Consider the following 14,221-nt stretch of genomic DNA (forward strand, 5'->3'; position numbering starts at 1 on the left):
CGACGCAGGAAAAAATTAAAAAGAGAATCCGAACAAGGTAAGGTCATCTCTTCTTTTGTTATCAGCCTGGTAGTTATTCAGATCTTTCATGATCCATTCAATAGCCTCAGCCACCGAGTTGGAAGACTTGATTTGACGCAGGAGACGCTTCTTGCCATACATTAGATTCTTTGCTCCACCGACTTGATCGGTGATTCCATCCGAGAACAGATAGAAGCTCGAATGTTCATCGAGCTTAGTTTCAGTTACTTTAAATGGGATTGGGTGTTCTTTGGAGTCATAGCCTAAACTGACCTTGTCTCCTTTCATCTCTTTTACCTCTGCCCCCGTTTTCTGATACAGATTTGATTTGGCTCCTGCAAAGCGTAAGATTCTCTCTTTCTTCGAAAAACAACAAACTCCACAATCCAGCCCAAAATTTGTGCTATCTCCAGCACTTAACTTAAAGGTTTGGCTCAATAAATCGTCAAGTTGATCTAAAATTCGATCTGGCTGACTGAGATCATGTAGTGAAGCGATACGATCCAAGATTGTACTGGAGATGAGTGTCATAAAAGCTCCAGGGATTCCGTGTCCTGTACAGTCTGCAACAACCAGTGCTGTCCAGTCTTCCTGCTGTTGGGCCCAATAGAAATCCCCACCTACGATGTCCCTGGGCTCCCAGATGTAGATCAGTTCATTGAATCCATAGTGGCTTGGTTCAATTCTGGGTAGAATTGATGATTGGATCACGCTGGCCGATTGAATACTGTCTGTAATTAGGTTGTTGGCCTTTTGAAGATCAAGAGTCCTTTCTCTAACTTTATTATCAAGTTCTGTATTCAAGGACTGTAGATTATTCATTGCATTATCTTTAAACGCTTTTATTCTCTCTTCTAACGCTAAATTAATTGCAATTGGGCATAGTATCAAAAGTATGCCACCTAATGGCAATGCAACAAGATTAATAATTTCAAGTCCAAAGTAGCCTTTATTTGCCAGATTAATAATTATTGCCATAATCCCAAAGGAAACAACAGGAATCGTAAGCGCAAAAACGATGTAACCTGAGGCTTTATCTCCTGATTGCCAAGATTTGAATGAAAGAAATGCGAAATAAAGTAATAAAATAATAGTAGGTACAAACTGTAAAACCATTCGAAAATATCCAATGCCTAATGGTTGAATTGGATACTTTTCAAGGTTAGTAAAATATTCACCATCAGGAAATTCGAATGATCTAATAAAGTAGTAAAAAATAATCAATAAATGTAAAATAATTAAGCTATTGATTAATTTACTTATAATTTTGGAATCAAGATTTAAGAAATTTCTGAAAAATTGAATGATTGAAATCAATACACAGCTAAATATTAGTTGTCCTATGTGGGGATTACCGCGAAAACCAATGGTATAGCCAGATAAATAGATTGCAGAAAATACCAGAGTAAATAGTAAAATTGTCAACCATAAATAGTTCGAATCTCTTGTCACAATAAATGATGATATGCTATTTAGAAAAAGATAAATAAGTATTGCATAAAAGAAGATATTTCGCATGATTTGAAAGAAGGCCTGAGATTGTAGATTTTCCCAGCTATCGATACCAAATGTCACATGCCTGGTTGATAGTGTTCTATGGAGAGGTTTAAACCTATAAAAACTATAGATTGTAGTTATTTCATTGATTGGCATCACAATCCGATATCGAAATTGGATTCTATCAATACCAATAAAATTATAGGAATCATCATTAAATTTAATATAATCATATTCTTGAATTCCTTTCGAATTAACTGCATATAATTTCTTTTCAAATGTAGTCCAATGACGAACACCAAGATCAGATTCATCAGTTTGATTAAGAACTGCTAATTTTACCCAGAAACCATTATAATACGAATGTATATTCTCAATTTCACCTTTCCAATTTGCTTTCTTAAGGTCAGATAGACTAGTTGTTTCATCCATGCCTTCAAGATACTGAAATTGCTCGATTGGAATCTTTGAATCACCAGTGTAAACGTATGGACTCCCAAGGGCACAAGTACCCGCAATGTACAGGGAGAATATTGTGATGCTGGTGATTAGGTAAGTAAGAACTGACAGACGAACCATATGATCTCCAGTTATCCTATTTTCTAAAATAGAGGATTATTTTTTGATCCCTCTGATCAGATTAGACCACCAATCAATAGTCACTGTTTGGTCTTCCAGTGAAATTAATTGACCCAGTTTGGGAGTCATTAATTTCACACCATGTATTTTAGAAAACTTGACGCTCTCTTGAATCGGGTCATACCAATTGTGGATTGCAAGATTAAACATACCCCAATGAACAGCGACCAAATAGCGTCCCTTGAGATCAATCGAAGCCTGCACTGCTTCCTCAGGTAGATTATGCACTTCCCGCCACCGCACGTTGTATTGCCCACTATCAATAAATACCAAATCAATGGGTCCGAACTTGTCTCCAATTTGTTTGTAGTGGACGTCGTACCCTGAATCCCCACTGAAGTAAAAGCTGACATCTGCTGACTGAACAACCCAAGAAGACCAAAGTGTTTGAGATATATTAAAGAGAGCCTGTCTGCCGGAGAAGTGTTGGGCTGGTGTTGCAGTGAAGGTAACCTGATCGAATGATGTGGACTGCCACCAGTCTAATTCAACCATCTTCTCTTCACTCACCCCCCAGCTTTTCAAATGAGATGTAACCCCTAGTGGTACAATGAATTTTGAAACTTTGTTACTCAAGTACTGAACAGTATTCATATCAAGATGGTCATAATGGTCATGGGAGATCAAAACGACATCGATTTTTGGTAACTCATTGAGCTCAAGAACAGGTGGTTGAAATCTAGGTACGATGAAATTGACAGGCGAGGCTGAAGGTGAGAAGACGGGATCTACTAAGATGATAGTGTTCTGAATATTTATCAGGAGGGTTGAGTGACCAAACCAAACAAATTTTATGCTTCCAGTCGGCTTTAAAAACTCCTTGAGATCAGGAGGCCGTATTTCGGGCAGTACTATCTCAGGAACAGTTTGATTGGGATTAAAAAGCATATTATTGGAAAATCGCTTCATGGGATTCTTCCAGAAGCTATCTCTCTTCCGCATTTCTGCAAAAATATTTTCTCTACGATTTTGGAACCTTTTGTTCTCAGTGGAATAGTTCGGGGACTTCATGAGTTCGTCCAAGTGGGTTCCACTTGGATTTTCGCCCAATTGAGAGCATCCCGAAAATGAGTGGATCAAGCCAATAACCAGAGCACAAACACTGATTTTTCTAATAATTTTCATGGGGTGGCTAAGGAGAGTGGGGCGGTAGGAAAGCGATTGGGAAAAAACTATTCAAGAAGAGTTAGTACTTCTTTGATTTTCTTCCTGACGAGAGCCCGATTTTCAATTTTGCTTTGGTCTAGAATTAACGAAAGTCCTGGAATCTGATGTTCAGTCAAACCAAACTGATCAGCTTGTTCCATCATGAGTCCCTCGACTTTATAAGTCTGCACAGGGTACGAGACACCTTTGACCTTGATCGTGTTATTCTTTGAGCAGTTGATCTCACTTCGCACATGAAGATAGGTGTCTTCGGAAATAAGGATCGAGTTTGGCTTTGCATTGCTTTCCAGCCTAGAAGCCAAGTTTACCCCGTTACCAATCACAGTATAATCTAACCTATCTTCGGAACCAAAATTCCCAACGGTACAGATCCCAGTGTGGATCCCCATTCTCGCATTGAGTGGGAGAGCAAGGCCTTTATCTTTCCAGATCGCACGAACTTCAGCCAATTGGTCGACCATCTCCATTGCCATCCTGACACAATTGACGGCATCAGCTTTTTCCCCCTTACTGGCTGGGTCACCAAAGAAAATCATGATTGCGTCGCCAATATACTTGTCGATTGTTCCTCCCCACCGTAACGCAATTTTAGACATTTCAGTGAGATAGTGGGTAAGCAACTCTGTGAGTACTTCGGGTTCCAATCTTTCTGTCAGTTCCGTAAAGCCTTCGAGATCAGAAAAGAAAATTGTCAGGAGTTTTCTTTGAGTCTGAACTTTCACATCAAGTTCACCGGTAAACAGAGAGTTGTAAACCTCCGGGGAGAAGTATTTTGAAAGTTTCGTAGAAAAATTGGCTAATTTAGCATTGGCAACACTGAGTTTTTTTTGACTTTTATCACTCAATCGAATGAGCCGATTTTGCTCCTTATTGAGCTTGATGTACGCCTTGAGTAGTTCTGCATAGTGACGCGCCTCAATTTCTTCTTCTGAATCAACTCGTTGTTTACCCTGCTCAATAATCGATTCTTCATGAGAAAGTAAATCAGTCATCAGAGTAACTCATTAACTTAAAGTTAGCATTCTCAATGTCATCTGAAAAATCTTCCCCAAATTCTTCCATAGTGTCATCTTCCTCGTGGTAGTGCCATTCAATATTGATCTCTCTGTTCTCTCCCATTTCATCGATAAGCTCGAAAAGCTTCATCAGCACTCGAGCACTTGAACTATTGAAATAAGTTAGTTTGAAAACGAATGTTGCAGGTTCTTTAGAATCATTTTGTGAATATTGTTGGATTGATTCTAAAATTGGCCGATAAAACTCATCTGAGTGCTCTGGGTAGGATTCTCCACCGAATAAGAATGAATGATTACTAAAATCAAACTTGATTTCGGGTGTTGTCTCAGTAGCTTCAATTTCTAATGTTTCCATTTTCTCTACTCAAATGATAGCGTTGATGCAGAAGAAGGTATAATCAGCACTTACTTCTTCAAATGAAAACTCTAATGGATATCCTGCTCTTCTAGCCATTTCTAAAAACCCTAAACTAGCACCTTTACTTCCCTCTTCAGGACCTGCCATCATCTGTTTTTTGTATAATTTCTTTAGTTCATCCTTATCTTTACCTTCAATCACTTGTACTCTTTCCCTCATCCTCTCTACATCTTTATTGAAAATTAGATTACCGCATTGGACTGTTATTCCATTGTGATGATGCCCGATTGTGATTATACCGTACCGAACCTCATTTTCTAACTCATTAGAATCACCAATTGAATCTGCAGAATATCTGATTACATTTTGAACTCCTTCAACAAAGATGGAAAACACTTTTTTAGTTTTTCCAAGTTCTGTTTCTTCAGCTTCTAACTTCTTTTTAATTGTTTCACCAATAGCTACTAAAATTTTCTGAGTTACATATCCACTGTAACAGAACATGATATCATTTTCTTTTAATGTTTTTTGGAGTTCATAGAACTTAATTGAGTCCATTTTACCTCTATTCAACTGATACAGTTTTCATATTATTATTTATCTGAAATCCAAAAAGTGAAATATCATCCCTCCTTTTATTCGTACCCTGGTATTGCTCAAAATCCTGAGAGATATTTTGAATAGTCAAATTCAAACTATCAGCCTCATTGATCTTCCGAATAATCCTCTTTTTGCCATACATGATTTTCTTTGGACCACCAATTTGGTCAGTCAATCCATCTGAAAACATATAAAATGTTGGCTCATCAGTTAAACTTACTTCATGCACATCAAAACTTTGGGGATGTGGTTTAGTAACATAACCTAAGCTCTTCTTATTGCCTTTTAGCTCAAGTACATTGTTAGCTACTTTGTAGTACAGATTCATCTTAGCTCCAGCAAAGCGGAGTAAATTCTCCTGATCCGAAAAACAGCAAACTCCCCCATCCAACCCAAATTCAGTTCCTCTGTTCTCATCAAATTTGAGAGTCTCTTCCAATAGAAAATCCAATGAATTCAAGATCTGATCTGGTTGGCTGAGATCCACAATCTCTTTAACTCGATTCAGCAGAGTTGTGGATATCAGTGTCATGAATGCCCCGGGTATGCCATGACCAGTACAATCTGCCACTACCAAACACGTCCAGTTTTCTTTCTTACCCACCCAATAAAAATCCCCACCCACCACATCTCTAGGCATCCAAATGTACTTCAACTCATCAAAACCATGCTCTGGATGATCAAACTTTGGTAGAATTGCGTTTTGAATCATACTAGCTGAATCAATACTTTTCGTAATTAATTGATTTGCCTCAGTCAGGGCTTTTGTTCTGGACAGTACTTTCTCCTCCAAAAGATCAATCGCACTTTGCTTCATATCATTCAATTTCTGAGCGAGGGCCATTCCAAGCATGATGAGTATCAGTAAGAATGCGAATACTTGTACTACATCTTTTATGACTTTCAATGTGTAACCTGTCTCAAACAAAAACCACATATCAATAAATGCTGTTGGAAATATAACTACAGGCACCAAAAAAGTAAAAAACAGAAACTTTGCGACCTTATCACCCCTCCTCCACAATAAATAGGAAATACAAACAGCTGATACTAATATTAAACCTATTGGAATAAGTGCTAAGTTCATTGGAATTGTACCGACACCCCAAGGATGATGTGGGTATTTAATTATATTTTTGTAAAGTTCAGTGTTTGGGTATTGGAGAGAGTCATAAAAATAGACCAATGCACATAAAATATAAAATTTTGTGATAATATCATAAACATTATAAGTTTTAGGAAATATCTGTTTAAATGAAAGCAAATTTTGAAAAAATTTTATTAAAACAATTGACATAACACTTAAGCCAATTGCCCCATAAATATAGTTAAGTCTTACACCAAATGTAGAGCTAAGTATCCAAGTAATGAATGGGTATAGCCCAACCAAAAGTGTTATTGAAATCCAGAGATACGATCTTTCTTTAGAAACCAGAAAATAAAATAAAAAATATAAGCTAAAACAAATTAGCATTGAGATCATTACGACATATCCCAATAACCTCATGACTTCGTTAAATTCAATATCTTGCCACAATCCAATTGCCATCCAGTCCAGACCACCTTCAAAAATTTGATTTCGATCTAACGGCTGACTTCTAAAATAACTGTAGATTTCGACTGGTTCATCTTTTGGCATTATTATTTTATAATTATACCAAAGGCGATCTTCTGATCTATGTGTATAATTATTATATATTGAACGCACCAAAGGAAAACTATAAATTTTTTCAAAATTTTTATAAATGATTCTTTTTTCAAAATTCCACCTGTGAACTAACCCTAAGTTTACCTCATCTAACTTATTTTTGATTTTTAATCGAACCCAGTAACCATCGTAGAATGATTGAGGATTATTCATTTTTGATGTCCAGTTAGCTTCTGCTAATTCCTTGTAATTTAATTGGTGACTGACACCTTCTAAAAAAGAATAATATTCCCTAGGTACGTTTTTTTGTTCTTCTGATGTGATTAAATAGATTTTTTCTCCATTTTCAAAAGCAACAAGTTGATTCTGGTCAAGAAGCACTATGATAATTGTGAAAAAAATTATTTTTTTCATAAAATTTTTAATACTAAAAATCTATTAAATTTATTATGATTCGCTTACGAGCGATGATTTCTTAGAATATTTCTTAGAAATTCTATAGATTTCTGGAAAAAATCCAGATTAGATTTTGGTGATATGGATCTAGTATAAATACTAATTTTTGCATAACCACGAATTAAATTGGGTTCCTATTCAATAGGAACCCAATAAACGAAGCACTTTGATTGGAATTATTGCCCAGGCCCTTTATAATTGGCACTACCGGCTTTAGACATCACTTCAGTAACCGTTTCTTGAGCGATACAGGGAATCGTTTCAACATCCTGTATCATTCCTGCCATCCAGGCACTAGCAATGACAGACATAAAAGCAGCCTCAGAGGGCGCCTCACCCGCTACGATAGCATCCCACTTGCCATGGGTAAAACCAAAGAAATGGAGTTTACCTCCAACACTGGCCATGGCTGTGGCAATGGCAGCTGCCCGATCTGAATCCGGGTTTTTCATCAGTGCTTCCCAATAGGCTGGGGTCACCTTTACATTTGCAACGGCTTTGTACATTGAACTCCTTTCTTTTGCTCTTGATCAAAATGGTTGGTGCTAAAAATCTCTCTACTCTTTACGATTACTCTCTGTCAGTAGAAGAGACTGGCAGAATCTAGACTATTCAGAGAAATTTGTCTACCAATCAGTAGTCGTTTTATATGTCTATCCGGAAATAATTATTAATATTTCAAATACAATTTCCCTTTTGAAATAACTTCCTTTCACAAACTTCTCTACTTTTTGGAATGCTTTTTACTACTAATGTACTAATCTAATTATTATTCTTTAACCCAAGATCAATTAGAAAGATTTCTAAGTTCAATGAAAGTCACATTGAAAACATCCATAGAAAGTGATGATGTACTAAGCCGCCGAACTATGCTTCGGCACTTGTTTTATCAAGCTGTTCTGATCGGAGTTGGTACAGTTCTTCATCCTCATGCTGCAAGTGCGATGAAGACGACTCTGAACAATGAAGATTTGCTGAATTGTCATAACGCATCACCAAATGCAGCAATACCTAAATCTCTTGCAACCAATCTCAAAGAGCTTGGTCCTTTGCAAGCACCTGATCAGAACGGAGTTCGACTTCCTAAAGGTTTCAGGAGCCGTATTGTTGCTGAGTCAGGTAAAGCTCCGATGGGATCCTCCTATATTTGGCATGGAGCTCCTGATGGGGGTGCTGTCTTTGCCAAAAATGATGGGGGTTGGATTTACGTTAGTAACAGTGAGTTGGATGATGGGAATGGGGGCGTTGGGGCGTTGGAGTTTGCCTCAGATGGTAGGGTAGTCAACTCTTACAGCATACTGAACAACACATCTCGCAATTGTGCTGGAGGAGTTACTCCCTGGAATACTTGGCTTTCCTGCGAAGAGTTTGAGGGTGGAAGTGTCTGGGAGTGTGACCCTTATGGCATCAAATCTCCGACCGTTTATCCTGCGCTTGGCTGTTTCAACCATGAAGCTGTTGCAGTCGATCCATATGGAAAGCAGCTCTACCTCACAGAAGACAAACCAGATGGTTGTTTATATCGTTTCACACCAGCGAGTTATCCTGACCTCACATCCGGAAAGTTGGAGGTTATGAGATTAATTGATGAAGAATCTGGTTCCACCGAATGGCTTAGAATTCCTGATCCTTCTGCAGTCACCTTAGCCACACGCAAGCAAGTGCCTTCAAGCACCCCATTCAATGGTGGTGAGGGCATCTGGTTCCACAGTGGGATCATCTACTTCTCAACAAAAGGTGACAACAGAATCTGGGCATACGAGACACTCAGTGGGACACTCAATATCATCTACGATCGAAATTTTTCGTGTACACCAATTCTCAGTGGAGTCGACAATTTAACGGTATCACCAAAGGGCGACATTCTGGTGGCTGAAGATGGTGGTGATCTTGAAATTGTAGTGATCGGAGCTGACGGTGTAATAACTCCTGCTGTTCAGTTAGTTGGTCATGACAATTCTGAAATTACAGGGCCTGCTTTCTCACCTAGCTTTGATCGCTTGTATTTCAGTTCCCAGCGGGGCACAAAAGGGCTTTTGAACTTCTGGGGTAATGACACAGGAATCACATTCGAAATTCAAGGTCCTTTCTTCAACATTTGAAAAATTGATATCGATAAGCACCAATGAGTTGTATAAATTAAAATTCAAAACCAATTCTGTAACAACAACCTGCATTAGAAAGAGCTGAAATAAGTATTCTACCTCAAATGCAAATTAGGCATCACTAGCCCAAAAACTAAATAGTAAAATCAATGATTCTTATTTTCCAAAATTAGGCAAAAATGAAACATGATGATCTGGAAAGACTTTCTTCGACCAGAAATTGTCCAAATGGTGACCTGAGTGGTGGCGATCTGAGTGGTGCTTATTTAAGGGGTGTTAAGCTACAAGGAGCAAATTTGAAAGATGCGGACTTCTCAAGCTGCGATATGGAGAGCGCCAACCTCCAAGGGGCTGATCTCTATGGAGCTAATCTCGAGAGTACTAAATTACGTTTCGCCAATTTGGAAGGGGTTAACCTAGAAAATGCCCGACTCGATCAAGCAGATCTGCATGGGGTAAATCTGAAGGGTGCTCGAATGGTGGCAGCGAACCTCGTTGATGTAGATCTGCGTTTTGCCGATCTAGAAGGATGTGATCTGCGTAGAGCTCATCTCGAAGGAGCTAATTTCAAAGAGGGAAACCTGAAAAATACCAACCTGGGAGCCGCTAGTCTGAAAGGAGCCGATCTCTCATTTGCAGAAATGGAAGGAGCCCAACTCTGCAATACCACTATGCCCGATGGGGAGATTATTTACAAAGACTGCTGAATGCCCACCTTGAGATCCGCTATCTTCTCAGCACAATCCTTGCTTCTTAAAAAGTAACAATTTGCCGTTGTTCAAGATCAGCAATTTTCCCAAATCGGTCTCCAAACCAGCACTAGTCTCTTTGAAATGACTTTGATCCAGACAGGAGTTGGTTATTGTCAATGGTCCCTCAAGATGGTGTGGATGGATTCCACCAGACCCAATGGGGACGCCAGAGGATCAGCAAGCGTCTACATCTCAATAGCATAGAGAAGCCCAGTCCAAGGCTAAACAGCATCAGCAATGGAATTGGATTCCAGGAAAGCCAGTGAAACCCCACCAGTCCTGCCAGCAGTCCAAAAACAACCAGATCCACTGTGACACTCTCTTGACTCGTGAGGTGCTGCTGCATGTTCCTGAGGATGAATTCTGAGGAAAAGATGGTGATGGCGCAAAAGAGCCAACTGGTGGAGAGTTCCAAGTAGATTCCTAACAGCACAAGCAGGCTGCCCCCAATGCCGAAAACCAGAAATTCTCTGGGCAATGCGCCCATTCGTTGCAGACAGGTGATGACAGTCCCGAAACAGCCCAGGGCGAAGCTAGCCAGGAGAAATTGATAGATTGGCCAGCCAAGTGCAAAGTGCCAAAGGGCTCTTCCACTCTCAGGAACGCAGAAGGCAAGCATGACAATCATCAGTACAACACCTTCCAGGGAGCCAATTTTTCCGAAGTATAGTTCCCGGCGTACTCGCTGCTCAACATAGGTTGCTGCAAAAGCGAGAAAGTTTAACCAAGTCAACACGAGAAAGAGTCCATCCAACGGCAGATGCAGACACTTGAATCCCAGGTAAACAACAATCGCTCCGTTGAAGACATCACTGAAGTGATCCAGCCACTCTCCCAAAGGAGAGCTTGTTTGGGTCAACTTGGCCTGCAGACCATCAAAATGATCAAAGACCACGTAAGCTGTAATCACCATGACAGCAGCACCAATCTCTGCAGGAGAGGGTAATTCCAAGGTCGTGAAGTAGAGGAAGATGCTCCACATCACTACGATAGAGATCAAGGTGAGATAATTAGCAGGGACTCCATAAGGAATCCAACGATGCAAAGGAATGAAAACATGCTTCTTGAGGACGGGCAGCAGCACTGACTCATCTACACAATTATAACGATATTGCTCACTCATTGGTTCACGATGTTTCTACAAGATCTGAAAAAAGCAAAACCAGTCCTACAGGAGGTGTTGGGGCATTACCTGATCTTTCTAGCGCTCTTTTTCTGCTTCCGCCTCGCAGTGTTGCTTCAATACGGAGAGCTATTTACTGAACTGAGTTGGGGACAGCTTGCGCTCAGCCTTTTGGAAGGAACCCGCTTCGATTTGGCATCCACCACAATCTTGCTGCTAGTCCCGATGCTGGTGCTGACCTTTCCACTGCGCTTCACAGGATCATCCATCTACCGCAAGCTGATCCAGGCTATTGTCTACTTGCAAATGTTGGGTCTGATCATCTTCTTGAGTGCGGACTTCATTTACTTCAGTCACGTCAAACGCCACATCACCAATGAGCTACTCTTCTTAGCCAATGATACAGAATATCTGCTACTGGAAGCGAAAGCACAATGGCCCACGATCTTGGGAGTGTTGATTGCCGCCGTTCTCTGCTTCCCTTTATTTCTCAAGTGGCATCGTCGACACAACTTGGCAGGCGTTCGCTCCTGGAGTGGCTACCTGATGAGTTTCCTGATCATGGCTGTGCTGGCTCGTGGTGGAGTACAAATGAAACCGATTGCTGTAATTGATGCCTACCGTCATGGCAACGGCAGCATGGGCAATCTAATCCTTAACGGCATGTTTTCGGCCTCTCACTATAGCATCTCTGGACACTTCATTGAGCGGAAAATCACGAATGAAAAGGAATACCTAAGTACCCTTGGCATTGCAGAACCACAAGATCCAACCTATCCACTCGAACAAAAACCTGTCCGAAGCAGCAGTACCAATCCAGAGTTGAACCTAGTGGTCGTCATGGTCGAAAGCCTCTCCGCTAAGTATATTGATGGACTGTCCGGCGGAGGCTACGGAATCACTCCGGAACTGGACAAACTCATCACAGAGAGTCGAGTTTTCACCAACTTCTTTGCCAATGGTCAACGTAGTGTGGATGGGGTGCAGTCCATCCTCACCGGAGTGCCACCACTACCTGGCATTCCAGACATGACAGCGTTGACAGCCAACTACCCTCGGCTTGGCAACATGGCAAGAGCCAACGATATTCGAACCGTCTTCGTTAGCTCCACGAATAGGGAGTCCTTTTCACTAGATCTGATAGCCAAATCTGCTGGCTTCAACGAGTACTTTGGGCGAGAGGACTACCCTCTGCTGCTCCCCTATCCAGCAGAAGAAGTCCAGCGACCCTTGGGCTGGGACTATGAAGCGATGATGTATCTACTGCAGCAGCTGCAGGAATCAGATGGCCGCTTCTTCGGTTACATCAATGCCAGTTCGGACCACACCCCCTTTGCCAAGCTGCAGGAACCCTTCACAGGTTTCGAACACGGAACGGATACCGAGGGTGGTTACCTGAACATGCTGCATTACACCGACTGGGCGATTGGCAAGTTCATCGAGGAATTCAAGCAGCATCCACAATTTGATGACACGGTCTTCATCATCACGGCGGATCACGCGATGGCTCACTTTCAATCGAACGAACCCTACGAGCGCTTTCGGATTCCACTGTTGATCTATTCCCCCAAGCACGTGAAACCTGGGATTTCTGAAAACTATAGCTCACAGATCGATCTGCTGACCACAATTGTCGATTTGCTTGAACTGGAGGGGACCTACAGCAGCATTGGCAGCAACCTGCTGGAAGAGAAACCACAGTTTGCAGTAGTCAAGGAGGGGGCACTGATCAACATCTTCAGCCCACTTGGTTTTCTGCAACACTCGCTGGGCCGAATGGTTCATTATCAGTCAGCAGCAAACCAACCGTCCGAGCAGGATCGCCAGCAACTGGAGGATCAGGTTCTGGCATTTGATCACCTGACCTATCTATTGCTCACGGCGAACCGCTGGCAGCGTCTATGAGTAAGCTAGCTCTGCGCTGATTTCTGTATTCTCTCTGGCTTGGATTCTAGGGTAAACCTCATTGATCACTCTCTGATAATGCGACTCCATATCAATTTCCGCCCAGACCAAGTCCAGAATCTTCAGATAGGAGATCTCACGTTCTGCACTAAGGTCAGAGATGTTCTCTTCGTAATGGTACTGCAATGTACGAGGTTTGTTCGCTGCGTGAGAATCACACATGGCCGCAAACAGATCAGCAGACAGCCAGCTGATTCCTACCAATTCTCCACGCAGAGTAAACTGTGAGGACGGTTGCTTATTGATGTATCGAATTCTTCCAAGCTCTAGCAACTCTCCCTTGCCATTCCTGGGCTCTCCATAGATCCAAACCTCATCCTTCGAATTTGTCTGGCCTGAGGTCAGCACCGTATCCGGCTGACCTGATTCCAACAACAACTCCAGAGCTCGGCGCTCGTAGATCAAATCGGATTCCAACAACAGAAAATCCTCTTGGACTTGACCCTTCATCATAGCCAGGGACTCCATACTGCCCGTCGAAGCATACTGTAGGTTATGCACGAAATCGAGGTGGGCTCCTCTCAACTGTTCTCGTAGTCGACTTTCCAACATCTGATGCTGAAAACCAGTGACTACGAAGAACTTGGTAATTCCAGAGGAACTCAGCAACTGAATGGATCGCTCCAGTAACCCAGATCCTTGAATTTCCAGGAGTCCTTTGGGAACTTCGCCGATCACGCTACGCAGGCGCAGACCAAGTCCAGCTGCCAGGATGACCGCAGTTTTTGGTTGGTAAATACAAGGCATACGATACGGAGTGAGGTGAAATGCGGCTTGGGCGTTTGGGGAAAAGCTTCATTAACGACTGGAATTGTCTGATGAGCTAACATGTGCACTGTGAGTGCCGTACGACGAACCAAATTTTAGCAGAACT

The 14,221-nt window shown here is 41.5% G+C and carries 12 protein-coding genes; 3 read left to right on the top strand and 9 right to left on the bottom strand.

Annotated elements, in window-relative coordinates:
• Positions 1-15: 15 nt before the first annotated feature.
• The 7 genes from P8O70_06905 to P8O70_06935 all read right to left on the bottom strand — a co-directional run bounded on the left by P8O70_06905 (position 16) and on the right by P8O70_06935 (position 7,908).
• A complete protein-coding gene (locus tag P8O70_06905) occupies positions 16-2,097 on the bottom strand; it encodes a SpoIIE family protein phosphatase (protein ID MDG2196605.1) in 2,082 nt (693 codons plus the stop codon).
• Between the two features lie 36 nt (positions 2,098-2,133).
• Positions 2,134-3,066 carry an MBL fold metallo-hydrolase gene (locus P8O70_06910; GenBank protein ID MDG2196606.1) on the bottom strand — a complete coding sequence of 311 codons (933 nt, stop codon included), beginning with the start codon at positions 3,064-3,066 and terminating at the stop codon, positions 2,134-2,136.
• A 263-nt stretch (positions 3,067-3,329) separates the two neighbouring features.
• Complete coding sequence (locus P8O70_06915; protein MDG2196607.1) at positions 3,330-4,316, bottom strand: adenylate/guanylate cyclase domain-containing protein; 987 nt, start codon at positions 4,314-4,316, stop codon at positions 3,330-3,332.
• Positions 4,309-4,695: a DUF1987 domain-containing protein gene (locus tag P8O70_06920; protein ID MDG2196608.1), complete on the bottom strand. Its 387-nt coding sequence runs from the start codon at positions 4,693-4,695 to the stop codon at positions 4,309-4,311. The genes P8O70_06915 and P8O70_06920 overlap by 8 nt, the downstream gene beginning before the upstream one ends.
• A gap of 9 nt (positions 4,696-4,704) precedes the next feature.
• Positions 4,705-5,256, bottom strand: a complete 552-nt coding sequence (locus tag P8O70_06925; GenBank protein ID MDG2196609.1) for a SiaB family protein kinase — start codon at positions 5,254-5,256, stop codon at positions 4,705-4,707.
• 7 nt (positions 5,257-5,263) lie between these two features.
• Positions 5,264-7,360, bottom strand: a complete 2,097-nt coding sequence (locus tag P8O70_06930) for a SpoIIE family protein phosphatase (GenBank protein ID MDG2196610.1) — start codon at positions 7,358-7,360, stop codon at positions 5,264-5,266.
• A gap of 218 nt (positions 7,361-7,578) precedes the next feature.
• Positions 7,579-7,908, bottom strand: coding sequence for a GYD domain-containing protein (locus P8O70_06935; protein MDG2196611.1), 330 nt, complete (start codon positions 7,906-7,908; stop codon positions 7,579-7,581).
• 318 nt (positions 7,909-8,226) lie between these two features.
• On the opposite strand from P8O70_06935, the gene P8O70_06940 reads away from it, so the two are divergent.
• Together P8O70_06940 and P8O70_06945 are read left to right on the top strand one after the other, a co-directional pair.
• Positions 8,227-9,504: a DUF839 domain-containing protein gene (locus P8O70_06940; GenBank protein MDG2196612.1), complete on the top strand. Its 1,278-nt coding sequence runs from the start codon at positions 8,227-8,229 to the stop codon at positions 9,502-9,504.
• Between the two features lie 182 nt (positions 9,505-9,686).
• Positions 9,687-10,214 carry a pentapeptide repeat-containing protein gene (locus P8O70_06945; GenBank protein ID MDG2196613.1) on the top strand — a complete coding sequence of 176 codons (528 nt, stop codon included), beginning with the start codon at positions 9,687-9,689 and terminating at the stop codon, positions 10,212-10,214.
• Positions 10,215-10,383: 169 nt separating this feature from the next.
• On the opposite strand, the gene P8O70_06950 is transcribed toward P8O70_06945, so the two are convergent.
• On the bottom strand, positions 10,384-11,382 hold the full coding sequence (locus P8O70_06950) for a CDP-alcohol phosphatidyltransferase family protein (GenBank protein ID MDG2196614.1): 999 nt from the start codon (positions 11,380-11,382) through the stop codon (positions 10,384-10,386).
• A 9-nt stretch (positions 11,383-11,391) separates the two neighbouring features.
• On the opposite strand from P8O70_06950, the gene P8O70_06955 reads away from it, so the two are divergent.
• Positions 11,392-13,287, top strand: a complete 1,896-nt coding sequence (locus tag P8O70_06955) for a sulfatase-like hydrolase/transferase (GenBank protein MDG2196615.1) — start codon at positions 11,392-11,394, stop codon at positions 13,285-13,287.
• Here P8O70_06955 and P8O70_06960 read toward each other — a convergent pair.
• Positions 13,282-14,094: a phosphocholine cytidylyltransferase family protein gene (locus P8O70_06960; GenBank protein ID MDG2196616.1), complete on the bottom strand. Its 813-nt coding sequence runs from the start codon at positions 14,092-14,094 to the stop codon at positions 13,282-13,284. The genes P8O70_06955 and P8O70_06960 overlap by 6 nt on opposite strands.
• Between the last annotated feature and the right edge of the window lie 127 nt (positions 14,095-14,221).

It is taken from the genome of SAR324 cluster bacterium (genome assembly GCA_029245725.1).
Classification (GTDB): Bacteria; SAR324; SAR324; order SAR324; family NAC60-12; genus JCVI-SCAAA005.